This is a genomic window from Nocardiopsis endophytica (assembly GCF_027706725.1).
In the GTDB taxonomy this organism is placed as follows: Bacteria; Actinomycetota; Actinomycetes; order Streptosporangiales; family Streptosporangiaceae; genus Nocardiopsis_A; species Nocardiopsis_A endophytica.
This window is the reverse complement of record NZ_JAQFWQ010000003.1, coordinates 18,018-41,711: the sequence shown is the minus strand read 5'-3', so window position 1 is coordinate 41,711 and position 23,694 is coordinate 18,018. Positions and strand designations below refer to the sequence as shown.

The following is a 23,694-nucleotide window of genomic DNA, read 5'->3' as shown; positions in this document are numbered from 1 at the left end:
GAGGCGGGATTGTGGGCGCGAACCGTGGTGTGCGGGCCGGGCGAGTGGGCAAGGGCCCTGCCGATCCGGTGGCTTGGCGCCTGGCATGGACATGGGTGCTCCTCGGGGGCATCTGCGGTGTGGACCACCGTGCGGCCAGTGACCGCCAAGCCGCGGCCGCACGGTGGTCGGCGGCCGCATGGAGGGCTGCGGCAGACTGGAGGCGTGACCGCCACCCGCTGCCCGTGGCCCCACCCCCGTTTATAGGGGCTAAAGAGCCGCCTGATATGACGGTAGCCATGTACGCCGCCCGGCGCAATAGAGGGGCTAAAGTTCGGGTCGGAAAGCCGCGACAAGAGGACTCCATGGACGCACGGACACTTCACGACATCGCCGCGATCGCCGATCCGGTGGAGCGCGCCCGGGCCGCTTCGGCTGCCATGGCCTCGCTCCAGGGCCAGAGCGTCGAGCTGTCGCGCATCCGCCGCGGCGCCATCATCGAGGCCCAGGAGGGCGGGATGCGACAGGAGGAGATCGCCAAGAGCCTCGGCGTCACCCCCGGCCGCATCAGCCAGATGAAGAAGGCGGGCGCGGGCGGGGACCACAAGGCGCCGAGCGGGCCGGTCGAGCCCCGGCCGCGTGTGCTCGTCGAGCGTGCCCTGCCGACCCCTCCCACCGTGCGCGGTTCCAAGAGCCTCTACCTGACCGAGGCCGACCGCCAGGGGCTCACACCCGAACGCAAAATGCTGTTCGTGGGGCAGGAGCCCGCCTCGGAGCACGTGGCCGCCGCCCTGCGGGTCGAGCCCGGCGACATGGTGATCGCGCGGCGGAAGATGTTCTGGGCCAACGGCGTGCCCGTGCGCATCGCGACGAGCTTCTTCCGGGTGGACGTCGGTGAGGGCACGCGGTTGGACGGCGAAGGCTTCGTGCTGCCCACGCTCCAGGCCGCCATCGAGGACCTCGGCCACCGGTTCGGGCATGCCACCGAGACCCTGACCGCCCGGCCGCCGACGCCCTATGAGGCCGACCTGCTCGACGTTGCCGGCGAGTGGGTCGTGCAGGTCCTCCGGGTGAGCGTGAGCACGGAGGACGTGCCGATCCACGCCTTGGAGACGATCTGTGCGGCCTCGCGCCACACGTTCCCCATCGGTCAGGTGGCTGGATCAGATCAGTTCTGAGGCGTTGAGGCCATGCCCCCCGGCGGTGGCGGTGTTCTCAGTCGCTAAGGGGACTCGCGTGTGGCCCGGGCGTTGTGGGCGTACGCGGCCAACTCGGGGAGATGGACGTGTGCCACGTCGATGATCGCCTGGATTTCGTCGTCCTCCGCCGGACCGGCCATCTTGTCGACCAGGGCGGTCCCCATCTCCATGGCCAGTTCCGGCGGGCGGGCCGATCCGCTGGCCAATGCGTGCAGGAACGGTCCGCTATTCCACCCCTCGTCGGCCAGTTCCGCCATGCGGCGGGCCGTGTCGGTGTCACCGGCACGGGCGTGCACGAAAGCCAGGTCCATCGCGAACCAGCCCATCCAGGTCCCTTCCAGATCCCCTTCGATGCCCGCCCCGCAGATCTCCTCGGCCCGGTCGAAGTCCCCTGCGTAGAGAGCGAGCGCGAACGCGGCCACTCGGGCTGAACCGTTGTCGTAGATCCTGCGCAGCTCCGCCGCCGCCCGAGACAGGTCGCCTGCCTGGGCGAGGCGGTGCCCGTACTCGGCCGGACTCTCCATACCCGCCCGTCGGCGCGCTTCGGCGATGACCGCAGCGCCACCCACGAAGACGTCGCCGATGGAGCCGTCGCCTCGGAAGACCGCCTCCGCGTAGGCGGCGCGCGCCTCCTCTTCGCGACCTTCCGCCCACAACCGGAGTGCCAATTCCAGAGGCACATCGGATCCTTCGTCCTGTGCGGCGTACCGGTCCCGCCCGGCCAGGAGGGCGTCGAGCTCCATACGGGCCTGCGCTTTGGCGTATGGGTCGCCATGTTCGAGTCCGATCGCGTGCCGGAACGCGGCGGCGGCGCCTTCAGGGGCGTCGTCCCACAGAATCCACCCGCGGCGCACGGAGGCTTCGGCCTCTGAGAGCGGCCCCCAAGCGCCGGTGCCCCAGCACTGGCCGGTCCGGAGGGTCTGCGTCCACCGGGGGTCGGTGGGCCAGATGTCGTACTCCGCCTGAACGAGGCGTTCTTCCAATGGGCCGTGCTCATCGGGGCGGTACCCGCCGTTGAACGTCCCCGCGTAGTAGAGGCGGTCGAGGACGTCGTAGGAGTCGCGGTAGTACACCGCCAGCGCATCGTCGACAGGGTGATGGCGCACGGCCACCCGTTCGACGCGTTCGACGAAGCGGTGGGCGTTGGAGTGGACGAACGCCGGATCCAGCGATTGCGCCTCGCCGACCTCGTCGGCCAACGGCCCTCGGGGGCGTCCGGCCTCGCCGTCCGCCGCTTCGCGCAGCACCTGCAAGAAGAACCCAGGGTCGCGCGGAAGCAGCTCGGCCTGGTCCCACCACGGCTCATGGTGGACGAGCAGCACCCGCAACCGGACCGGCCCGCCTGACCGATCCGCGTGCACGATGTGGATCCGGTACATGTTCTTCATGGCGGACACCTTGGCAGCCGTCCATGACAACAGGCACCTCCGTGAAGGGGTCCTGGCAGGACTCATGGAACCCCGGCCCCGTGGGCGTCATCCCAGTACCGGATGTGATGCCGGAACGATGGGGAGTAGGGGCCTGTGGAGCTGGAGTCGCCGGGGACGTCGATCGGACCGAGCCGGGCTGCGCTGTGGTCCGCCGCCGTCATCGGGCTCCTCTGGCCGGGGGTGACGCTCCTGTCCTCGGTCGCCTTCCTCGCTCCGTTCGACAAGGCCTATGCATGGGACACCGACGAGACCCTCGCCCTCTTCCTCCTGGGGCTCCTCCTCGCCGCCGTGCCCGTACTGCCGATCGTGTTCCTGCTCAGGCTCCTGCGTGTGCCGCATCCGTGGAAGACCGCGGTTACCGGGCTGCTCCTCGCCTGTCCGACGGCGAGCTTCGTCATCGGAGTCGTCGTCGGCAGGGTCGACGAGGTGTTGGCCGTCCTGCTCGCGATGGCGGCCGGCGCGGTGCTGTTCTCGCTGATCGTGCGCGCCGCGTGGAGCCCGCTGCGGCTGCGCCGCGCGCTTGTGGCCGGTGCCGCGGCCATGGTCGTCACCTTCGTCGCGTCGGCGTCCCTGTACGTGTCCGGGAGCTGGAAGGACGCGCGCGAGGAGTTCGACAAGGCCGCCGACTCGGTGGTGCTCCTGGACGATGACGGCTGGACGCGCGTAGAGGCCGCCGCCTACGGCGGCGATGTGCAGATCACCTACCACTCCACCGGTCCCGAATCGCGCGCGCTCCAGGTCACCGGGTATTCGGACCCCGATGCCATGGACTTCGACGACCCCTGCGCGAACTGGGACGACGACGTCACCTGCGAGGACGAGGGGATCGGCGTCGTGCGCGACACGGGCTCCGGTCCGGAGCTGATCACCGAGCACGAAGGCGTCCCCGTCACCATCGCCGCGCCGACTTGGGAGCCCGAGGCGCGTGTCTCCGAGCTCCTGGACGCCGCGGAGCACCTGCGCCTGCCCGCCGGGGAGGAGCGGGAGGCGATCGGGGACGCGTGCGTGCGCGAGCGCGTCTTCAGCGACATCCCCGGCGGCCCGCGCACTCCGCATGCCGGAGCGGCCTGATCACCAGGGCACGGGCGTCGTGTCCCAGGAGTAGAAGCCCCCCGTAGGGCCGTCGTCCGGAAGCAGGGCCAGGTGCACGGCGCCCCGGGCGGCCTCGGCCGGGTCGCCGCCGACGGCCGCGGCTCCAGGGGTGAGATCGGTGGCCCGCAGCCCAGGGGCGAGCGCGTTCACCTTGAAGCCCTCCTCGGCCAAGGTCTGCGCGTAGAGGACGGTGAGGGCGTTGAGCGCCGCCTTGGAGGACCGGTAGGCGGCGGCTCCACCGCTTCCCGGGGTGAACTGGGGGTTGGGGTTCGTGCTCCAGGTCAGCGACGCCGTTCCGCTGGAGACGTTGACGATGCGCGGCCGCGGCGACCGGCGCAGGGCGGGCAGGAAGGCGTTGGTCACCTCCACCACCCCGACCACGTTGGTCTCGTACGCGCTCCGGAGCTCCTCGGCCCCCGTCTCGGTCGGCGGTGCGAGCGAGGGCGCGATCCCTGCGTTGTTCACCAGCACGTCCAGGCGCTCCACCTGGGCCGCCGCCTCCGCGATGCCGTCGGGGTCCGTCACGTCGAGCACCAACGGGCGGGTGCCGGCGCCGATCTCCTCGGCGGCCCTCTTCCCGCGGTCGGCGTCGCGGGAGCCCACGTACACGGTGAGGCCCTCGGCGGCGAGCAGGCGGGCGATGTCCTTGCCGATGCCCTTGTTGGCACCGGTGACCAGGGCTGTGCGATCGTTCATGGAGACCACGGTCCCCTGGTCGCGGCCACCCTGCCAGGGACAGGCCGTACCAGGAAGTGGTGGGGGAGGCGGCATGGCGCGACAAGAGCTGGCCCGCTACCTGCGGGACCGCCGGGCGGGCCTGCGCCCGCACGACGTCGGCCTGACGGCGATGGGCACCGACCGGCGCACGCCGGGCCTGCGCCGCGAAGAGGTGGCCGAACTCGCCCACATGTCGGTCGACTACTACACGCGCCTGGAGCAGGCCCGGGGGCCGCGGCCGTCCGACCGGATCCTGGACGCGCTGGCACGGGCCCTGCGGCTCACCTCCGCCGAGCGCAGCCACCTGTTCCGCCTGGCGGGGTCGAGCCCACCTCCCGGCACCCGCGCCGAACGGAGGGTCCGCCCGCACGTGGCCCGGATGCTGGAGCGGCTGCCGGGGACCGGCGCCGTCGTCACCGACGCGGCCTACGGCGTCATCGCCTGGAACCCCCTGGCCCGGGCGCTGCTCGGCGGCGACCTCGCGGACGGGACGGCGAACCTGGCCAGACGCCGCTTCCTGGATCCGGGACGGCTGTACGAGAACTCCGGCACCGCGGAGTTCGGGCACATCGCGGTGGCGCGGCTCCGCCGGGCCGCCGACCGCTACCCGCACGACCCGCGGGTGGCCGCACTGCTGGCCGAACTCCGCGCCGGCAGCGAGGAGTTCCGGCGGATCTGGGCGGAGCACCCCGTCCACGCGCCCGGGCACCGCACCAAGACCCTCCACCACCCCGAGGCCGGTGCGCTGCGGCTGAACTGCGACGTCCTGCTCGTGCCCGAGGACGATCAGGAGGTCGTCCTGATCACGGCCGACCCCGGCTCACCTTCGGCGCGGACCCTGCACAGGCTGGCCGGGCAGGCGGCCTGAACCGGGGCACCGGCGCGGCCCTCCGGGCGTCCCCTATGCTCCCCCGGGCCCGGTCATGCGGGCCGACTGCTTCTCCAAGCGCCTGATGCGGGATTCGACCGAGGGGTGAGTGGAGCGCAGGGAGTCCCACAGACGGTCCATCGCCTTGCCGATCGCGTCGTCCGGGTGCCGGTCCTGCCGCTTCCCCGGGCGCGACGTGGGCAGGAACGCCTGTGACGATGCGTTCCCCAGGCCGCGCAGGTCCCCTGAGAGGGGGATCGACTTCGTCAGCCGCGCCAGCGTGGCCGCGAGCACCGACGGTGCCCCCGTCAGCTCGGCCGCCGCCCGGTCGGCGGCGATCTCGCGCCGCCGGGTCAGGACGAGGATCACGAGTCGGCCGGGGATCAGGGCCGCGCCGTACGCCAGGACCCCCACGATGAGCGCGGGGAACAGGACCGCGAGGAAGAGCAGGATGAGCGCCGCGCGCGCGAGTCCCGCCAGAATGATGACCACGCGGGCGGCGCCGGGGGAGAACGCCTTGTCCTCTCTCTCTTCGGGCCGCGGAGGCCTCGGGAGCCAGGTGCTCGCAACTTCGGGCGTCCGAGGACCGGTCGACGCGCCGAACGCCGGCCGCCACTTCCGGCCGCACCGGCGGGCGACACGGCACACCCGCCCCTCGGCCGCCGCCACCAGCATCCCCGCCATCGCCGGGAGGGTCAGCGCCCACTCCATCGTCCCCATCAAGGTGGCGAACGACAGCACGCGTTCGTCCCGGTGCGCCAGGTGCGCCAGCTCGTGGGCGAGCACGGCCTCCAGCTCCCGGTTGTCCAGCCGGTTCACCAGCCCCATGCTCAGGTAGACGGTGTCGGGCTCGAAGGACAGGGCGTTGGGCGCGCCGTCGCCGTAGAGCCGCACGACCGGCTTGTCCTGCCCGGTGAGTGCGCACAGCCGGTCGACGACCGCGTGGATGCGCGCGTCGTCGACGGGTTTGATCACCACGCTGTCCGTCGGGGCGTGGGCCTCGTTCACCCGGAGCAGCATGCCCGTGCAGGCACCGGCCACGGCGATGGCCACCGGTAGCAGCCCCCACCACCACGACAGCCCGATCGCCCAGACGGCGCCGCAGCACGCCGCCGCGTAGAGCGCCGAGACCGCGGCCACGAGCAGCCAAGCGCCCACCATCGGCCAAGCGGATTTCGCGGCTCTCGACATGCGCCGGAGATTAACAGGGGCATGTCGTTCGGAATAGGGGCACAGCGGGCGAAACGCACCGGGCGGCGGGCGGGGACGCGTCCCCGCCCGCCCTGCTCACCGCTCGGATACCGGACGGCTCAGATGCCGAACGGCGCCGCGTAGCGGATCGTCCCCGGCGGCACCGGGTCCCCGGGTCGGAGCGCCATGACCATCAGCGCCTCGTCGGGGACCTCGATCGTCAGACCGACCCCGTACTCCGAGGCGCGGCCGAACCCGAACCTCGGGTAGTACTCCGGGTGCCCCAGCACGGTCACGTACCGCTCGCCCAACGAGGCCGCCGCCTCCAGCGCCGCCCGGATCGCCGCCGAACCGGCGCCCGTCCTCTGGTACTCGGGCAGCACCGAGCACGGTGCCAGGCACAGCGCCGGAACCGCGTCGATGTGGCACCGGGTCAGCAGCGCGTGCCCGACCGGCCGCCCGCCGCTGTCGGCCGCGACAAGGGACAGCCCGTCGATCCACGCCGGGTCGCCGCGCAGTGCCTCGACCAGGTCGGCCTCATCGGGCCGGTCGAAGGCGGCGCGCACGATCCGCTGGACCTCGGGCACGTCGGTCGGCGTCTCGACGCGCACCGCCCAGTCGGCGGACGCGGAACGCGCAGGGGATACCGAGAAGTCGTCGTTCATCGGTGAAGGGATCCGTTCTCTCGGGCCAATGGATTTCGGCCCGCCGCCTCACGCTCTCGGCGGGCGGAACGGAAGAAGGGCGGTCACACCGCGCACCGGGGCGTGAGGAAGGTCCGGACGTGCTGCGCGGTGGTCGCCGTCGGCGCGGTCATCGACCCACCTCCCTGTGCTCGCGGTCGTCGTCCGCCGAGTGGAACGGACCTGGTCAGTATAGGCGGCCTGCCCCCCCGGGCGGCACCTGCGGCCTTCGGACGCCCCCGCCGCCGCCCGGCCGCGCCGCGGACGGCGGCCGCGCCGTGGACCGGTGGGGCGCGTGGGGCATACGAGCCGCCCGCATGAGGGCCCTTCCGGGGTTTCGGCACGGGCATCCGCCCCTTGACGTGCCCTCCCGGTGCAGGGCACCGGATGTGGATTCTCCGGATTCCCCCCTAGTGACAGCGTGCGATCCCTAAGATGCGAAATGTGAGATGCGCGATGGGGTCGAGGGCCGGTCACCGTACCGCCCCCTGTCCTGCCGCCGCTCACCGTTCCCCGCAGGCCCCGGACCGCGCGCCGGGGCCGCTCGCGTTTTCCAGGAGGCTCGCATGGTCTCGATCGTCCCGCGCTCCGAATGGGGCGCGCGGGCGCCCCGCTCCCGGTCGACCACCTCGTGGTCGCAGCGGCGCGGGGTCACCGTCCACTACTCGGCAGGGCCGCCGGGCCAGTCCGTCCGCTCCATCCAGGACTTCCACATGGACGGCAACGGCTGGGCCGACATCGGCTACAACTTCCTGGTCGACCGCTCCGGCACCGCCTACGAGGGGCGCGGCTGGCTGGTCGTCGGCGCCCACGCCTCCCCCTACAACACCTCCCACATCGGCATCTGCTTCATCGGCCGGGACGGCGACGCCACCGGCGCCGCCAAGGCCGCCATCCGCGCCCTGTACGACGAGGCCAACCGCCGCGCCGGGCGCACCCTCGACAAGACCGGGCACCGGGATCTGAACCAGACCTCGTGCCCCGGCGACGACCTGGCCGCCTGGGTCGACGCCGGAATGCCCGCCGACGCCGGACGGATCGGAGACGACGACATGGTCGGACTGAGCAAGGGCGACACCGGAGAGCGCGTCAAGTACCTGCAGGTCATCCTCATGAAGGCCGGATTCGACCTGCCCGAGTTCGGCGCCGACGGCCACTACGGCGACGAGACCGAGAAGGCGGTGCTGGCCGCCCGCAAGTCCCAGGGCTCCGAACAGGACTTCGGCGACCGCATCACCGGCTGGGCCGCCGCCCAGATCATGACGGCCTTCACCAGGAACCAGGTCTGACCCCTCCCGGTCCCGGAGTCCTCCGTTCCCCGCCTGCTCCGGGGAACGCAGGGCTCCGCCGGGCCCGGGGACGCGTGTCCCACGGCTCCGGCCGCGTCCGCCCGGTCAGTGCAGCGCGTGGCCGCGGGGCGGGATGAGTTCGGCCGTCGACGTCTCCCGGCGCACCACGGCCGCGGCCACGTGCGACAGGCGGACGTTGTTGTTCCGGGAGAACCGGCGCAGCATCTCGAAGGCCTGCTCCATCTCCACCCCGTGGTATTCCGCCAGCATCCCCTTGGCCTGCTCGATGGAGATGCGGCTGTTGAGCGCCGCCTGGAGCTGCTCGGCGAGGCGCTCCTGCTCCTCCAGCGCGCGCGAGTTGATGATGCCGATCGTGGCCACATCGGCGAGCCCCTGGGCGATCGCCGTGTCGGTCTCGTCCGGACGGCCGGGGGAGGTGCGGAACAGGGTCATCGCGCCCAGCGTGCGGTCGCGCAGCCGGAGCGGCAACGCCTGCACGGATGCGAAGCCGGCGTCCTGCATGGCCTGGTGGAGCCCGGGCCACCTGTCGGCGTGCGCCCCCAGGTCCGGCACGTCGACCCTCGCTCCGGTGCGGTAGGCCTCCAGGGCGGGGCCCTCCTCGTTCTGCAGCTGCAGCAGTTCGAGCATGCGCGCCTGTTCGGTGGAGGCGGCGATGAAGCGCAGCCCCTGGTCGGTGGCGTCGCTCAGTAGCAGGCCGCTGGCCTGTGCGTCCACCAGCGAGACCGAGCGCACCACGAGGTCGTGCAGGAATTCGACGACGTCGAAGCCGACGACGAGGGTATCGGCCAGCCCGACGAAAGCCTCGACGAGTTCGAGCTCTCGTGACACTCGGGATTCCTCCTTCGAGGTGGGACGGGGGAGGGTCAGTCCGGCTGCGGGTCGGGAGTGAAGCGCAGCCTGCGGCGGACGACCTCTACCGCCACGTCCGCAAGGGTCATGTCGTGCCGGAAGGCGTGGGCCCGGAGGCGGGAGTAGGCCTCGTCCACGGTCACGTCGAGTTGTATGGACACCATTCCCGCCGCCTGGTGCACCTCCACCTGGTGGGCGCCCAGATCGGCGCCGTCGACCCAGGTCACGGCGGTGTCCGTGGTCGGAGTGTGCAGCATGAGGTCGAGGGCGACCCCGGCGGAGGCGAGCCCGTAGGCGAGCTCGCCCTCTGCCAGCGGGGAGGGGGAGGAGCGGTGGATGGTCAGGGCGCCGAGCACGGCCGCGCCCGTGCCCACGGGGAAGGTGAAGACGCCCCTGAGGCCGTCCGCCAGTGCCGACTCGGCGAATACGGGCCAGACGCGGCGGGCCCAGGCCTCGTCCAGATCGGGGACCAGGACCGTCTCGCCCTGGGCGGCGGCGGAGATGCTGGGCCCTTGGCCGAGGGCGGTCTGCATCTCGTCGAGGCGGCGGCTGAAGTCCGTGGTGGCGTAGTAGGAGCCGGTCGTGGTCCCCGTGGCGGAGGTGACGATCACTCCGACGCCGCGGCAGGGGACCAGCTCGGCGCACACGTCGCATACGTCGCTGACGGCCGCCGATGTCTCCCGTGCCCGGGCACGCTCGGTGACCCGTTCGCGGATCGTTCGCAGCGGACTGGACAGGAAACGCCCCTCACGTGGATCGAGGTCGTTTCCCATCCTATGCCCGGACGCCGGAGAGGCGGGGGGACCTTCGTCGGTGATGCGTATGGAGGGAAGGCGGGGTACGGCCTCCCCGGTCGGCGTAACTTGGGCGGTTCGGGAAACAGGTGTCCACTCCGGTTCCGGACCTCGATCGGGGAGGAACGGCGGCGAAGGAGCCGAGGGGCGCGATGACCGGAATCGACATCGACGTGTGTCCGGACGAGGGTGCGGTGCGGCTGAGCATTCGGGGTGAGCTGGACCTGGTGGGGGCGGCGGAGGCGCGGGGCACGGCCTGCGGCGCCGAGCGCCGCGCGGGGCCGCTCCTGGTGGTCGACCTGACGGGGCTGGACTTCATCGACTCCAGCGGTCTGGCGCTGCTGGTGGAGCTGGAGCGCAGGCGGCGGGCCCGCGGCGGCCGGATGGCGGTTCGGGTGGCCGGTTCGGGCAGGCCCGCCAGGGTGCTCGGCTGCTCCGGGTTGGACCAAGTGCTCGATGTCCGCGTCATCGGTTCCTGAGCGGCCTCGATCGGGCCTTCCCGTCCGGGTTCGGGCTCCGATAGGCAGGAGGGGGCGAGGGAGAGGAGTGCCGGCGATGGCTCCAACGGGCGGTGAGGGCTGGCCGGAGGGTACGTTCATGGCCCGCATCGGCCCGGAGGCGCGGGAGGGCCTGCTGGCCCTGGCACCGCCGCGGCGGGTGCCGGCCGGGCGGGTGCTGATGAGCCAGGGCGGGCCCGGTGACGGCGTCCTGCTGCTGCGCGCCCCCGGGCGGTCGGCCTCGGCCTGCGTGAAGGTCACCGCGGTGCTGCCGAACGGCACGGAGACGCTGCTGGGCGTGCGCGTCGACGGCGACCTGGTGGGGGAGATGGGCATCGTGCGCGACCGCCCTCGCACGGCGACGATCGTCACCTGCACGCCCACCGTGGTGCACGCCTACAGCGCCCGCGCCTTCAAGGACTTCCTCGACCGCACCCCCGGCGCGTGGGAGGCGGTGGCCTCGGTGCTGGGGGACCGTCTGGAGTGGTCGGACCGGCAGCGCAGTGAGTACACCGCCTACCGGGTCCCGGCGCGCCTGGCGCGGGCGCTGCTGCAGCTCGCCGCGCGCCACGGGGTGCCGATCGGGGACGGGGCGGTCGACATCGGTGTGCGGCTCTCCCAGGCCGAGCTGGGCATGCTCATCGGGGCCCGGGAGGACGCGGTCGGCGAGGCGCTGCGCCGGATGCGCGAGGCCGGGGGCGTCGAAGCCGGGTACCGCAGGGTCGCCATCCTCGACGACGGGGCGCTGCAGGCCTTCGCCGACGAGGACTGACCCGTGGGAACCGGCGCGGATGGGCCGCCCGCGTCGTTGATCTCGGGAAATGCGCCTCTGGGACGTGTTTCTCGGAGGCTTTTCGACCAGCGGGCGGCCGTCGCCCCTACTGCGCCGGCTTCGCCATGTCGGCGCAGCGGGGCCCGGGCTCCGCTCGCAGGACGGGGCGCGAAGTCCATCCTGGTCGGCTGCTCGAGCGTCCCGGTGCAGCGAGCGTCGTCCTATTGGTCGCGAGCCGAGAACGATCCGAGAAACACGCCCGAGAGCCGGCCCGGTACCGTCGTTCGTCCCGAGATCGACGCCGAGCACACCCGCATATCGGCGCGGGCCCCGAGAGCATCGATGGACCGGTCGGCGGCCCCGACGGAAACGCCGCCGGAGCGGGGGCGGTGGCGGCGCATTCGCCGGGTCCGCCGGGGCGGGCGGAACGTGAGGGGCTGGGCCCCCGGTATGCGCGGTACGAATACGGCGGGGCGGCCTGCCCCCCTTCGTCACGAGCGTCGTGTCGTGTCGTCCGGTGGGGGCGCGGAATGCCGACCAGTCCGGGATTCCGGCGCGGCTCGGGAGCCAGACTGGGAAGGTGAACGGGGCGCGGTGCCCCTTCCCGGAGGAGCCGGAGGCCGACCGCCGCACCAGCGGCGGCGGACGGCGGCGGGGCGGCGCTAGGACGGGGCGACGCCCCGCTCACGGCCCGGAGCCTCCGCGGGAGGGGCCGGGCCCGCCCGGACCGCCCTGCCCCCGCGGCCCGGGCTCTCACTCCCCGCGCAGCAGGCGTTCGAAGGGCACCGGCTCCTCGTAGGGGTCGGGGCGCTCCCGCTTGGGGCGCCCGGACACCAGGGCGGCCAGCTCTCCGCCCGCCCGGGACACGCGGTCGGTGAGGGGCGCGTGGACGTCCCCGCCGCCGCCCCAGTCCTCCGAGGCGGCGTAGACCGCCGTGGGCGCCACGGTGGCGCGCAGGTAGGCGAACATCGGCCGCATCGCGTGCTCCAGCACCAGCGAATGGCGCGGCGACCCGCCGGTGGCGCCGATCAGCACCGGGGTGCCGTGCAGGTCGTCGGCGTCCACCAGGTCGAAGAAGCTCTTGAACAGCCCGCTGTAGGAGGCGTTGAACACCGGCGTCACCGCGATCAGCCCATCGGCCCCGGCGACCGCGTCCACGGCCCGCTTCAGTTCCCCGGTGGGGAACCCGGCCGCCATCGCCTCGCCCAGCGCGCGGGCGTGCTCGCGGAGTTCGACGGTCTCGACGGCCGCCGTGTCCCCCGCCTCGCGCAGGGCGGTGCCGACCGCCCCCGACAGCCGGTCGGCCAGCAGCCGCGTCGACGACGGGGTGCTCAGCCCCGCCGCGACGGCGACGATGCGCTGCTCGGTCACTTCGCGCCCTCCTTGTCGGCACCGTCGGTGTCCTTGCCGGTGGCGTCGCCCGCGCCGTCCTTGGCGAGCGCGCGCCTGCGCTCTTCGTGTCCGGGCGGCCCGTCGGGCACGCCCGCCGGCCGCCGGGCGGCGAACTCGCGCCGCAGCACCGGCACGACCTCCTCGCCGAGCAGGTCGAGCTGCTCCAGCACGGTCTTGAGCGGCAGTCCCGCGTGGTCGACGAGGAACAGCTGGCGCTGGTAGTCGCCGAAGTACTCGCGGAACTCCAGGGTGCGCTCGATGACCTGCTCCGGGCTGCCCACGGTGAGCGGCGTCTCGCGGCTGAAGTCCTCCAGCGAGGGGCCGCCGCCGTACACCGGGGCGTTGTCGAAGTAGGGCCGGAACTCGCGCACCGCGTCCTGGGAGTTGCGGCGCATGAACACCTGCCCGCCCAGGCCGACGATGGCCTGGTCGGCGCGGCCGTGCCCGTAGTGCTCGTAGCGCCTGCGGTACAGCCCGATGAGCCGCTGGAAGTGCTCCTTGGGCCAGAAGATGTTGTTGGCGAAGAACCCGTCGCCGTAGTAGGCGGCCTGCTCAGCGATCTCGGGGCTGCGGATGGAGCCGTGCCACACGAACGGCGGCACGCCGTCCAGCGGGCGCGGGGTGGAGGTGAAGCCCTGCAGCGGGGTGCGGAAGCGCCCCTCCCAGTCGACGACGTCCTCCCTCCACAGCCTGTGGAGGAGGGCGTAGTTCTCCACCGCCAGCGGGATGCCCTGCCGGATGTCCTGGCCGAACCACGGGTAGACCGGGCCGGTGTTGCCGCGCCCGAGCATCAGGTCGGCGCGGCCGCCGGCCAGGTGCTGGAGCATGGCGAAGTCCTCGGCGATCTTCACCGGGTCGTTGGTGGTGATCAGCGTGGTGGCGGTGGACATCACCAGGCGCTCGGTGCGTCCGGCCAGGTAGCCGAGCATGGTGGTGGGCGAGGACGGCACGAACGGCGGGTTGTGGTGCTCGCCGGTGGCGAACACGTCCAGCCCGACCTCCTCGGCCTTCTCGGCGATGCGCATGACCGCCCGGATCCGCTCGCCCTCGGTGGGCGTGCGCCCGGTCGTCGGGTCGGGGGTGACGTCCCCGACCGAGAAGATCCCGAACTGCATGGCTCCTCCAGCCCCCGCGTGAAGTCGTTCCGTTTTCAACTACTTCCCGGGAACAGGGTAAGGCGGCCGCGCATTCCCGGAGCCCGCCGTCGGTCCCGCCACACCCCCGCGGCCGGGGCCGGGCCCCGGCCGCCGACCGCGGCCTCAGGCGTCGGACGGGACCAGCTCCAGCAGGGCCGCCTCCGGGCGGCAGCAGAACCGCACCGGCGCGTACGGGGAGGTGCCCAGCCCGCCCGACACGTGCAGGTGCGCGCGGCCGTACCGGCTCAGCCCCCAGGCCCGCCGCCGGTCGATGCCGCAGTTGGTGACCAGCGTCCCGTACAGCGGAAGGCAGACCTGCCCCCCGTGGGTGTGCCCGGCCAGCAGCAGGTCATAGCCGTCGGCCTCGAAGCGGTCCAGGTTGGCGGGCTCGGGGGAGTGCAGCACCCCCAGCCGGAGCGCCGCGTCGGACGGCGCCGGACCGGCCACCTCGTCGTAGCGGTCCAGGCCGATGTGCGAGTCGTGCACCCCGGCGGCCGCCACCCGCTGACCGCCCGCGTTCAGCGCGCCCGTGCGGTTGTTCAGGTCCAGCCACCCGGCCTTCTCCATCGCCGCGCCCAGCTCCTGCCAGGGAAGGTCCGGCTCCCGGCGGTCCCGGTAGTCGGCGGTGCTGTTCCGCCACAGGTAGCGGGCCGGGTTCTTGAAGCGCGGCGAGAACATGTCGTTGGACCCGAACACGAACGCGCCCGGCCGGTCCAGCAGCGGGCCCAGCGCCTCGAGGAACGGCTCCACGGCGTCCGGGTGGGCCAGGGAGTCGCCGGTGTTGACCACCAGGTCCGGCTCGTACCGCTCCAGGCCGCGCACCCAGTCGATGAGCATGCGCCGCCCGGGGGTCAGGTGCGCGTCGGACAGGTGCAGCACCCGCATCGGCGCCGCCCCGGGGGAGAGGACCGGCAGCTCGTAGCGGCGCAGCCGGAACCAGTTCCGCTCGACCACGGAGGCGTAGGCGAAACCGGCCGCCCCCACCGCCGCGACGGCCGCCGCGGTCCGGCCGAGCCTGCGCAGTCCCGCTCGCTGTCCACTCACGTGTCGCACCTTTCGCCTGTCTCGCCTGTCCGAGCGTGCGCGTGCGCGCACGCCGCGGAAAAACCCTGGGGAAGCCGTCCGGCACCAGCCTATGATCGTTGGCATGTCCGAACTCAAAGACCGCCTCAAGGCCGACCTCACCACCGCGATGAAGGCACGCGACGACGTGCGCACCCGCACCCTGCGCATGGTCCTCACCGCCGTGTCCAAGGAGGAGGTGGCGGGCGGCTCCTCCCGGGAGCTCAGCGACGACGACATGATCGCCCTGGTCACCCGGGAGGCCAAGAAGCGGCGCGAGGCCGCCGAGGCCTTCGAGTCGGGCGGCCGCGCGGACAAGGCCGCCGACGAGCGGGCCGAGGGCGAGGTCCTCGCCGAGTACCTGCCCGCCCAGCTCACCGACGAGGAGCTGGGGGCCCTGGTGGAGGCGGCGATCGCCGAGTCCGGGGCGAGCGGCCCCAAGCAGATGGGCGCCGTCATGAAGATCGTCAACCCGAAGGTGGCCGGGAGGGCCGAGGGCTCCCGGGTGGCCGCCGAGGTCAAGCGCCGCCTCGCGGGCTGACCGCCCGCTGCCCGCCGACCGCTCGCCGGGCGGGCGCCGAACGCACCGCGGCCCGCACCCCTGCAGGGGTGCGGGCCGCACTGCTCTCCTCCGTTCCCGGCCGACCGGCGGCCGGGAACGGAGGAGCGGTCACTCCTCGCGCCGCGGCACCTCGGAGGCGGGTACCACCGGGTGCGTGCCGACGCCGGGGTCGGGGCCCCGGTCACCGGATCCGCCCCGGCCGCCGCCGTCGCCGTCGCCCGCGTCGGCCGACGGCGAGGCCCGGCCCGACGACCCGGTGCTGAGGAAGACGTTCACCGTCGCCCCCTCGGGGAGCACCGTCCCGGGGTCGGGGTTGACCGCGGCCACCGTGCCCTCGGCCTCGTCGGAGCGGACGCGCGTACCCGAGACGCTCACCACGTACCCGGCCTCCTCAAGGGCGGCCACGGCCTGGCCCTCGCTCTGGCCGACCACGTCGGGCACCCCGCCCTCGACCGACGCGCCGCTGGCGGTCTGCTCGGCGTCGGGGGCGCCGGAGCCGCCGCCCCGGTACTTGGACGGCGCCGAGGGGAAGCCCTTCTCCGGCAGCTCCTCGGTGGCCTCCCGCATGGTCTCCTGCCAGATCGGCCCGGGGATGGTGGCCCCGTAGACCGTCCCGTAGTAGCGGCCGCCGAGGTTGACGCCGCGCAGCGGGTAGTTCTGCGGGCCGCGCGGGTCGCCGACGAACACCGAGCCGGCCAGGTTCGGCGTGTACCCGGCGAACCAGGCCGCCGCCGAACCGTCGGTGGTCCCGGTCTTGGCCGCCGCCGGGCGGCCGATCCCCAGGCCGGTCGTCGTGCCGCCCTTGAAGGTCTGCTGCAGCAGGTAGCTCACCCCGGCGGCGACGTCCTCGCTGATCCGCCGCTCGCACTCGGACTCGATCTCGATGGTCTTGCCGGCCTGCTTGTCCTCGATGGAGGTGATCGCCTGCGGCTCGCAGTAGGTGCCGCCGGAGGCGAAGGTGGCGTAGGCGTTGGCCACGCGCAGCGGGGAGACCTCCTCGCTGCCCAGGACGAAGGAGTTGTTGGCCTGGGTGTGCGGGTTGTCGAAGGACTGGCCGTCGGCGCGCTTGACGCCCAGGTTCTCGGCCATCTCGATGACGTTGCACAGCCCCACGTCGCGCTGCAGGTGCGCGAAGTAGGTGTTCACCGACCCCTTGGTCCCGGCGACCATGCTGCTGCCGCCGCCCTTGGTGTCGCCCGCGTTGCTCAGCGTCCACGGCGCCAGGGTCCCGCCGTCGCAGTTGCGGTTGCCGGTGATGGTGGTGCTGCTGTCGTTGGCCCCCGAGTAGGAGGTGCCGAAGCCCTTGCCCTGCTCCAGCGCCGCGGCCAGGGCGAACGCCTTGAAGGTGGACCCGGCCTGGAAGCCGGTGCTGCCGCCGCGGTCGGAGTCGGTGGTGAAGTTGATCGAGGTCTCGCCGAGCTTGGACTCGTCCGGCCCGTAGTTGCGGCTCTGCGCCATGCCGCGGATCTCGCCGGTGCCCGGCTCGATCAGGATCTCCGCAGCGACCTTCTTCGACTTGTTCTTGCGGGGGACGTACTTGTCGACCGCGTCCTGGGCCGCCTCCTGCATGTCGGCGTCCAGGGTGGTGTGGATCTCCAGGCCGGCGGTGCGCAGCCAGCGGGCGCGCTCGGTCTCGTTCTCACCGAACCGCTCGCTCTTCTCGATCTCCTGCACCACGTAGTCGCAGAAGAACGGCTGGTCGCTGGGGACGCACCCGTTGGAGGGGTTGGACACGTCCAGCTGGTCCTCCAGGTCGGCCGCCTTGGCCTCGGCGGCCTCCTCCTCGGTGATCCTCCCGATCTGCACCATCCGGTCGAGCACCACGTCGCGCCGGTCCTGGGCGTCCTCGGTGTTCAGCCGCATGTTGTACAGGTACGGGTAGCGCACCGCCCCGGCCAGCGTGGCCGCCTCGGACAGCTCCAGGTCCGCGGCCTTCTTGCCGAAGAAGTGCTGGGCCGCCGACTCGACGCCGTAGGCGCCGTCGCCGAAGTAGGCGATGTTCAGGTAGCCCTGCAGGATCTCGTCCTTGGTCATGCGCTTCTCGAGCGTCAGGGCGTACCGCAGCTCGCGCAGCTTGCGCGCGATGCTGGTCTCGGTGGCCTCCTCCTGCTCGTCCTGGTTGTCGGCGCTCTCCACCAGCACGTTCTTCACGTACTGCTGGGTGAGGGAGGAACCCCCCTGGGTGCTGCCGGCCAGCGTGCGCAGCGCGGCCCGGAAGGTGCCGCCGATGTCGATGCCGCCGTGCTCGTAGAAGCCCGAGTCCTCGATGGAGATGATGGCGTCCTGCATCACCGGGGACATGTCCTCGAGGTCGACGAGTTCCCGGTTCTTGTCGTAGATCTCCGCGATCACGCCGCCTTCGCGGTCGTAGATGGTCGACCGCTGAGGAGGGGGCGGCGTCTCCAGGTCGCTCGGCATGTTCATGAAGCCGGTGGCGACGTTGCGCGCGGTGATGCCGATGCCGCCGACGGCCGGCAGCGCCAGGGCCGCGACCAGGATTCCGGCGATGACACCGACACCGAAGAGCTGAGCGATTCTCTGAACCATTGTCCCCTGACCCACCCCAACAGAGTACGTGCGGACGCCACCGGCCTCAGTGGCCGGTTGAGGCGGGGGATGACCGGTGCGGCCGGAGTGGCGGGAGAGATGCGGACCGGCCGTAATCGGCGTACCAGATGTCCGCTCGCCATCCTGTCATACGGCGGGCGGCCCCCCGCCCAGGGCGTCGCCCACCTCCCGAAGCGCCGCGAGGTCGTGAACGTCCCGTGTCCGGGCCGGGACCTCGGCCACCGGAAGGTCGGGGTGCGCGGACGCCAGCCGTCCCCGCAGCGCGGCCTCCCGATCGCGCAGGTCCGCGGCGCGCGCGTGCAGGTGCAGCGCCGCCGCGGCCAGCCCGTGCCCGCCCTGGCGCTCCAGTTCGGCACAGGCGGCCATGCTCTCCCCGGCGGACAGGTCCTCGGCCCCGGTGCCGTGTGTGCGGTTCATCACCAGCCCGGCGAGGGGCATCCGGTCGGCCGCCAGGCGCTCAACGAAGTAGGCGGCCTCGCGGACCGCGTCGCTCTCGGGCACCGCCACCACCAGGAAGGCCGTGCCCGGGTCCTGCAGCCGCCGGTAGGTGCGCTCGGCCCGCTCCTGGAACCCGCCGAAGACGGCGTCGAAGGAGGACACGAACGACTGCACGTCCGCGAGCACCTGCGCGCCCACGATCTTCGACAGCATCCCGGTGATCATCCCGACCCCGGCGCCCAGCAGGCGGAAGGCGCCGGTGCGGGCGGGGGCGGCCAGCAGCCGGATGAGCCTTCCGTCCAGGAACCGGCCCAGCCGCTCGGGGGCGTCCAGGAAGTCCAGCGCCGACCGGCTGGGCGGGGTGTCCACGAAGATCAGGTCCCAGTCGCCCTCCTCGCGGAGCTGGCCCAGCTTCTCCATGGCCATGTACTCCTGCGTGCCGGTGAAGCCGGCCGAGAGCGACTGGTAGAAGGGGTTCGCCATGATCTGCTGGGCCCGCTCGGGGTCGGCGTGCGCCTCGACGATCTCGTCGAAGGTGCGCTTCATGTCGAGCATCATCGCGTGCAGCGACCCGCCGGGGGCGGCGAAGGACGCGGGCAGCTCCACCGGGCGCGGGGTGTTGTCGAGCTCGGACAGGCCCATCGACTGGGCGAGGCGGCGCGCGGGGTCCACCGTGATCACCACCGCCTGGCGCCCTAAGGCGGCGGCCCGCAGGCCCAGGGCGGCGGCGGTGGTCGTCTTGCCGACGCCGCCGGAACCGCAGCACACCACCGTGCGCACGGCCGTGTCGGACAGGAGGGCGTCCACGTCGAGCCGCGGGGTGTCCGGGGCTTCGGGACCGCCGGGCGTGCCGGGCTGGTCCGGCCCATGGGGCGTGCCGGGGCCGCCGGGGTCCGTCGTCGGGTCTCCGCTCACCGTGCCACCCCCTGGGCCGTCAACCGGTCGGAGAGGCGGAACAGCGCGTCGGTGTCGATCCCCCCGCCGAGGAAGGGCAGCTCCAGCATCGGCCGCCCCAGCGCGCGCAGCCGCCGGCGCACCGCGGACTCGGCGCCCACCCGCTGCGCGTGCGCGGTGACCTCTTGGGCCAGTGCGGACGCCCTGTCCCTGGGGGCGTCGAGCCGTGCGGCCTTGAGGCCCTGCGCCAGCGCTTCGGTGTCCACCTCGCCGTGCTCGGCCGCCTCCAGCACGTCCGGCGGCAGCAGCGGCTCGTGCACCATGTTGAGCAGGACGAAGCCCGGGTTCAGCCCGGCCTCGCGCACCTCGGCCAGACCGTCGGCCGCCTCCTGGGCGGGCATCTCCTCCGGCAGCGCGACGAAGTGCACCGCCGTCGCCGAGGAGCGGATCGTCGCCATCGCCTTGTCCGCGTGGTTGCGGATCGGGCCCATCCGCGCCAGCCCGGCCACCTCGGCGTTCACGCACAGGAACTGGGCGATCCGCCCGGTCGGCGGGGCGTCCAGCACCACCGCGTCGTAGGAGTAGGGGGCCTCTTCTCGGCGGGACCGGCGGCCGCCCTCGCGGCGCCGGACCGCCTCGGTGGCCTTCCCCGTCAGCAGCACGTCGCGCACACCGGGGGCGATGGTGGTGGCGAAGTCCACGGCGCCGAAGCGCGTCAGGACCTGCCCGGCGCGGCGGATCCCGTAGAACATCTCCAGGTACTCCATCAGCGCGGCCTCGGCGTCCACCGCCAGCGCGACGACCTCCCCGCCGCCGCGGGCCTCGGCGACCTTCCGCTCCTCGTAGGGGAGCGGGTCGCGGCCGAACAGCTCGGCCAGGCCCTGGCGGCCCTCCACCTCGACCAGCAGCACCCGTCCCCCGTCCGCGGCCAGGGACAGCGCGAGCGCGGCGGCGGCGGTCGTCTTTCCGGTGCCCCCCTTGCCGGAGACCACGTGCAGGCGGACCCCGGTGGAGCCCTGATCAGGTGCGCTCACCCCTCGGAGTCTATGTCCGCGCGCCCGGCCGGGCCGGATCGGGCCCACGCGGCCGGTTAGGGTTGCGCCCATGACGAAGTGGGAATACGCGACGGTGCCGCTGCTGTCGCACGCGACCAAGCAGATTCTGGACAACTGGGGCGAGGACGGCTGGGAGCTGGTCTCGGTCATCCCCGGCCCCTCCGTGGACGGCGACCCGCGCAACCAGCAGCTGGTCGCCTACATGAAGCGGGAGAAGCAGTAGGCATGGGCGCGCCCGAGGAGAGGCTCGCAGAGCTGGGGCTGTCCCTGCCCGAGGTGGTCGCCCCGCTGGCGTCCTACGTCCCCGCGGTCCGCACCGGCGACCACGTCTACATCTCCGGCCAGGTGCCGATGGTCGACGGGGCGCCCGCCGGGACCGGCAAGGTCGGGGCCGAGGTCACCCAGGAGCGGGCGGCGGAGCTGGCGCGCATCTGCGCGCTCAACGCCATCGCCGCGCTCAAGTCCGAGGTCGGTGATCTGGCGTCGGTCCGGCGGATCGTCAAGATCACCGGGTTCGTGGCCAGCGACCCGTCGTTCACCGCCCAGCCGAAGGTGGTCAACGGCGCCAGCGACCTGATCGGCGAGGTCTTCGGCGAGGCGGGCGTGCACGCGCGCAGCGCCGTCGGCGTGGCCGCGCTGCCGCTGGACGTCCCGGTCGAGGTGGAGATGATCGCGGAGGTCGGCTGACCGTCCCGGCGGGCGCGGACCCCCGCGGGTCCGCGCCCGTCCGCATACCCGGCGCCGGCGTCCGTACCCGGCCGCCCCGGTGGGGACGCGCCGGGGGCGAGCGGGGTACCGTTCCGCCGAGGAGGACGAACATGACGACACGGCCGGTGCGTCCCCGCGACGCCGCCACGGTGATGCTGGTCCGCGACGCGCCCGGCGGCGTCGAGGTGTACATGCTGCGCCGGGCCCCCTCCATGCCGTTCGCCCCCGGCGCCTACGCCTTCCCCGGCGGCCGCGTCGACGAGCGCGACGCCGACCGGGACGTGCGCTGGGCCGGTCCGCCCCCGGACGCGTGGGCGCGCACCCTGCGCACGGACGAGCGCAAGGCCCGCGCGCTGGTGTGCGCGGCGGTCCGGGAGACCTTCGAGGAGTCCGGGGTACTGCTGGCGGGCCCCTCCGGGGACGCGGTGGTGGACGACACCCGCGGTGAGGACTGGGAGGCCGACCGCGCGGCCCTGGTCGACCGCACCCTGTCCTTCGCCGAGATGCTCGCCCGGCGCGGGCTGGTGCTCCGCACCGACCTGCTCAACGCCTGGTCGCAGTGGATCACCCCGGCGCCCGAGCCGCGCCGGTTCGACACCCGGTTCTTCGCCGCAGGGCTGCCCGCAGGGCAGCAGGCCCGCGACGTCGGCGGGGAGGCCGACCGGAGGGCGTGGATGCCGCCCGGCGAGGCGGTGCGGCTGTGGCGGGGCGGCGAGATCGCGATGCTGCCGCCGACCGTGTCCACCTGCATGGACCTGGAGGCGGCGGGGTCGGTGGCGGCGGTGATGGCGGCCGAGCGCGAGATCGCCCCGATCGAGCCGGTGCTGGAGGAGGTCGGGGGCGAGACGCGCATCGTCGTCCCCGAGGGCGTCGTCTACCCGCGAGGCGAGGTGCGATGAGGACTGCTGGTGTCGTCCCCGAGGGCGCGGTCTGTTCGCGAGGCGAGGTGCGATGAGGATCGACGGTTCCGGAACTCTGCGTGCAGGCTGCGTGCTGTGCCCCAACCCGGGGCCGATGACGCTGGACGGCACCAACACCTGGATGCTGCGCGAGCCGGGCTCGCGCGACGTCGTCGTGGTCGACCCCGGGCCGCACGACGAGCGGCACCTGGAGCGGGTGGCACGCACCGTCCAGGAGCAGGGGGCGCGGGTGGTGTGCGCGGTGGTCACCCACCACCACGACGACCACACCGGCGGGGCGCGCTACTTCGCCGAGCTGACCGGGGCGCCGGTGCACGCGGTCACCCCCGCCTTCCGTGTCGGCGGGCACGGGCTGGACGACGGGGACGTGATCGAGGCCGGAGGGCTGGAGGTGCGGGTCGTGGCCGCGCCGGGGCACACCGCCGACTCGGTGTGCCTGTACCTGCCCGCCGACGGGGTACTGCTGACCGGCGACACGGTGCTGGGCCGCGGCACCCCGGTGATCGTCGACGGCGACGGCGGGCTCTCGGCGTACATGGACACCCTCTACCGCCTGCGCGACCTGGTCGAACAGGAGGGAGTGCGGACCCTGCTGCCGGGGCACGGGCCGATCCTGACCGACGCGGGTGCGGCGGTGGCCGAGTACATCGCCCACCGGGAGCAGCGGATGGAGCAGGTGACCGAGGCGGTGCGCAAGGGCGACCGCACCCCGGACGAGATCGTGGACCGGGTCTACGCCGACACCGACCCGTCCGTCCGCGACGCGGCCCTGTCGTCGGTCCGGGCTCAGCTCAGGTACCTGGCCGAACGCGGAGATGTACCAGCGGAGCTAGGCGACGTCTGAGCGGGTCCCTTGGGTGGGGGGCTCCATATCCCCCCAACGACAGATGTCGGCGGCCCTGGCTGCAGCGCTGTCGTGCGCGGCGCGTGCGGGTGGTCGCCGTGAGGGGCGGCGACGGAGCGAGCAGGGCGGTTCCCGGGCCCGGCCTGCCGTCTGTCCGGTCGTCGGCGGTCCAGGTGGTCGGGCGGCTGAGCAGGTACCCCGCTCATGGACCCCGCCCGGGCGGTGGGCTGGTGCGGTGTGGCGTGGAGGGCAGCGACGAGGAAAGGTCGGCGGCCCTGGCTGCAGCGCTGTCGGCCGCCCGGCGTGTGCGTGCTCACCAAGCTTGGCAGCGACGGAGTGAGCGGGGCGGTTCCCGGGCCCGGCCTGCCGGCCGGCGGGCCGCTCGCGGTCCGGGTGGGCGGCTGGGCAGGTACCCCGCTCGTGGGCCCAGCCGGGCGGCGGGCAACCGGGCGGGCGCGTGGCCACCCTCGCCCGTGGCGCCCCTGCCCGGCGATGATCTCGACAAGGGTGCTGTCATTCCGGCGGCTTTGACAGCACTTCCGTCGAGATCATCGCGGAGGGGGCCGTCCGGGCGGTGCATACCGGGCATACCGGACAGTGGTAGAGGGGGCCGGGCATCCTGTGTCGTAAAACCGACGCTTTTATGCAGATCAGGCGTCGATTTCACCACTCAAGACGACCCTCGGGCGCCCGGGCGCCCGGAAGGCGGGTTTCGGTCGAGCCGCTACCGCCCC

23 protein-coding genes are annotated in these 23,694 nt (G+C 73.1%); 11 read left to right on the top strand and 12 right to left on the bottom strand.

What is annotated here, in order from left to right:
* Positions 1 to 344: 344 nt before the first annotated feature.
* On the top strand, positions 345 to 1,157 hold the full coding sequence (locus O4J56_RS01640; RefSeq protein WP_270683235.1) for a GntR family transcriptional regulator: 813 nt from the start codon (positions 345 to 347) through the stop codon (positions 1,155 to 1,157).
* Positions 1,158 to 1,201: 44 nt separating this feature from the next.
* On the opposite strand, the gene O4J56_RS01635 is transcribed toward O4J56_RS01640, so the two are convergent.
* A complete protein-coding gene (locus O4J56_RS01635) occupies positions 1,202 to 2,566 on the bottom strand; it encodes a hypothetical protein (RefSeq protein ID WP_270683234.1) in 1,365 nt (454 codons plus the stop codon).
* A 135-nt stretch (positions 2,567 to 2,701) separates the two neighbouring features.
* Between O4J56_RS01635 and O4J56_RS01630 the strand changes: the two genes are divergently transcribed.
* Positions 2,702 to 3,679 carry a hypothetical protein gene (locus tag O4J56_RS01630; protein ID WP_270683233.1) on the top strand — a complete coding sequence of 326 codons (978 nt, stop codon included), beginning with the start codon at positions 2,702 to 2,704 and terminating at the stop codon, positions 3,677 to 3,679.
* Here the strand turns inward: O4J56_RS01630 and O4J56_RS01625 are convergent, their stop codons facing one another.
* Positions 3,680 to 4,396 (bottom strand): SDR family oxidoreductase, encoded by a 717-nt coding sequence (locus tag O4J56_RS01625; RefSeq protein ID WP_270683232.1) that lies wholly within the window; start codon positions 4,394 to 4,396, stop codon positions 3,680 to 3,682.
* Positions 4,397 to 4,469: 73 nt separating this feature from the next.
* Here O4J56_RS01625 and O4J56_RS01620 point away from each other — a divergent pair, with 73 nt between their 5' ends.
* Positions 4,470 to 5,285, top strand: a complete 816-nt coding sequence (locus tag O4J56_RS01620; RefSeq protein WP_270683231.1) for a helix-turn-helix transcriptional regulator — start codon at positions 4,470 to 4,472, stop codon at positions 5,283 to 5,285.
* A 33-nt stretch (positions 5,286 to 5,318) separates the two neighbouring features.
* On the opposite strand, the gene O4J56_RS01615 is transcribed toward O4J56_RS01620, so the two are convergent.
* Both O4J56_RS01615 and O4J56_RS01610 read right to left on the bottom strand, forming a co-directional pair.
* Entirely contained in the window at positions 5,319 to 6,446 is a 1,128-nt protein-coding gene (locus O4J56_RS01615) for a M48 family metallopeptidase (protein ID WP_270683230.1), read from the bottom strand.
* Positions 6,447 to 6,595: 149 nt separating this feature from the next.
* Complete coding sequence (locus O4J56_RS01610) at positions 6,596 to 7,141, bottom strand: GNAT family N-acetyltransferase (protein WP_270683229.1); 546 nt, start codon at positions 7,139 to 7,141, stop codon at positions 6,596 to 6,598.
* A gap of 584 nt (positions 7,142 to 7,725) precedes the next feature.
* Here O4J56_RS01610 and O4J56_RS01605 point away from each other — a divergent pair.
* Positions 7,726 to 8,448 carry a peptidoglycan recognition protein family protein gene (locus O4J56_RS01605; protein WP_270683228.1) on the top strand — a complete coding sequence of 241 codons (723 nt, stop codon included), beginning with the start codon at positions 7,726 to 7,728 and terminating at the stop codon, positions 8,446 to 8,448.
* A gap of 105 nt (positions 8,449 to 8,553) precedes the next feature.
* Here O4J56_RS01605 and O4J56_RS01600 read toward each other — a convergent pair whose 3' ends face one another.
* Together O4J56_RS01600 and O4J56_RS01595 are read right to left on the bottom strand one after the other, a co-directional pair.
* On the bottom strand, positions 8,554 to 9,297 hold the full coding sequence (locus tag O4J56_RS01600; protein WP_270683227.1) for a GAF and ANTAR domain-containing protein: 744 nt from the start codon (positions 9,295 to 9,297) through the stop codon (positions 8,554 to 8,556).
* Positions 9,298 to 9,332: 35 nt separating this feature from the next.
* Positions 9,333 to 9,965 (bottom strand): GAF and ANTAR domain-containing protein, encoded by a 633-nt coding sequence (locus O4J56_RS01595; RefSeq protein WP_270683226.1) that lies wholly within the window; start codon positions 9,963 to 9,965, stop codon positions 9,333 to 9,335.
* A 299-nt stretch (positions 9,966 to 10,264) separates the two neighbouring features.
* On the opposite strand from O4J56_RS01595, the gene O4J56_RS01590 reads away from it, so the two are divergent.
* A complete protein-coding gene (locus O4J56_RS01590) occupies positions 10,265 to 10,591 on the top strand; it encodes an STAS domain-containing protein (RefSeq protein ID WP_270683225.1) in 327 nt (108 codons plus the stop codon).
* A gap of 76 nt (positions 10,592 to 10,667) precedes the next feature.
* Entirely contained in the window at positions 10,668 to 11,381 is a 714-nt protein-coding gene (locus O4J56_RS01585; RefSeq protein ID WP_270683224.1) for a Crp/Fnr family transcriptional regulator, read from the top strand.
* 753 nt (positions 11,382 to 12,134) lie between these two features.
* Here the strand turns inward: O4J56_RS01585 and O4J56_RS01580 are convergent.
* From O4J56_RS01580 to O4J56_RS01570, 3 genes are all read right to left on the bottom strand, one after another.
* Positions 12,135 to 12,752 (bottom strand): FMN reductase, encoded by a 618-nt coding sequence (locus O4J56_RS01580; protein WP_270683223.1) that lies wholly within the window; start codon positions 12,750 to 12,752, stop codon positions 12,135 to 12,137.
* The gene (locus O4J56_RS01575; protein ID WP_270683222.1) at positions 12,749 to 13,888 is read right to left on the bottom strand and encodes an LLM class flavin-dependent oxidoreductase; all 1,140 of its coding nucleotides are present in this window, start codon (positions 13,886 to 13,888) and stop codon (positions 12,749 to 12,751) included. The genes O4J56_RS01580 and O4J56_RS01575 overlap by 4 nt, the downstream gene beginning before the upstream one ends.
* 144 nt (positions 13,889 to 14,032) lie before the next feature.
* Positions 14,033 to 14,953: a metallophosphoesterase gene (locus O4J56_RS01570; RefSeq protein ID WP_270683221.1), complete on the bottom strand. Its 921-nt coding sequence runs from the start codon at positions 14,951 to 14,953 to the stop codon at positions 14,033 to 14,035.
* Between the two features lie 103 nt (positions 14,954 to 15,056).
* Here O4J56_RS01570 and O4J56_RS01565 point away from each other — a divergent pair, with 103 nt between their 5' ends.
* Entirely contained in the window at positions 15,057 to 15,512 is a 456-nt protein-coding gene (locus O4J56_RS01565) for a GatB/YqeY domain-containing protein (RefSeq protein ID WP_270683220.1), read from the top strand.
* Positions 15,513 to 15,641: 129 nt separating this feature from the next.
* Here O4J56_RS01565 and O4J56_RS01560 read toward each other — a convergent pair whose 3' ends face one another.
* From O4J56_RS01560 to O4J56_RS01550, 3 genes are all read right to left on the bottom strand, one after another.
* Entirely contained in the window at positions 15,642 to 18,080 is a 2,439-nt protein-coding gene (locus O4J56_RS01560; protein WP_270683219.1) for a penicillin-binding protein, read from the bottom strand.
* A gap of 147 nt (positions 18,081 to 18,227) precedes the next feature.
* Positions 18,228 to 19,346, bottom strand: coding sequence for an ArsA family ATPase (locus O4J56_RS01555; RefSeq protein WP_270683325.1), 1,119 nt, complete (start codon positions 19,344 to 19,346; stop codon positions 18,228 to 18,230).
* A 104-nt stretch (positions 19,347 to 19,450) separates the two neighbouring features.
* A complete protein-coding gene (locus tag O4J56_RS01550) occupies positions 19,451 to 20,425 on the bottom strand; it encodes an ArsA-related P-loop ATPase (RefSeq protein ID WP_270683324.1) in 975 nt (324 codons plus the stop codon).
* Between the two features lie 112 nt (positions 20,426 to 20,537).
* On the opposite strand from O4J56_RS01550, the gene O4J56_RS01545 reads away from it, so the two are divergent.
* From O4J56_RS01545 to O4J56_RS01530, 4 genes are all read left to right on the top strand, one after another.
* Positions 20,538 to 20,711: a DUF4177 domain-containing protein gene (locus O4J56_RS01545; RefSeq protein ID WP_017625908.1), complete on the top strand. Its 174-nt coding sequence runs from the start codon at positions 20,538 to 20,540 to the stop codon at positions 20,709 to 20,711.
* Between the two features lie 2 nt (positions 20,712 to 20,713).
* A complete protein-coding gene (locus O4J56_RS01540) occupies positions 20,714 to 21,175 on the top strand; it encodes a RidA family protein (RefSeq protein WP_270683218.1) in 462 nt (153 codons plus the stop codon).
* Between the two features lie 131 nt (positions 21,176 to 21,306).
* Positions 21,307 to 22,095 carry an NUDIX hydrolase gene (locus O4J56_RS01535; RefSeq protein ID WP_270683217.1) on the top strand — a complete coding sequence of 263 codons (789 nt, stop codon included), beginning with the start codon at positions 21,307 to 21,309 and terminating at the stop codon, positions 22,093 to 22,095.
* 52 nt (positions 22,096 to 22,147) lie between these two features.
* Entirely contained in the window at positions 22,148 to 22,960 is an 813-nt protein-coding gene (locus O4J56_RS01530) for an MBL fold metallo-hydrolase (RefSeq protein WP_270683216.1), read from the top strand.
* The last annotated feature ends 734 nt before the right edge of the window (positions 22,961 to 23,694 follow it).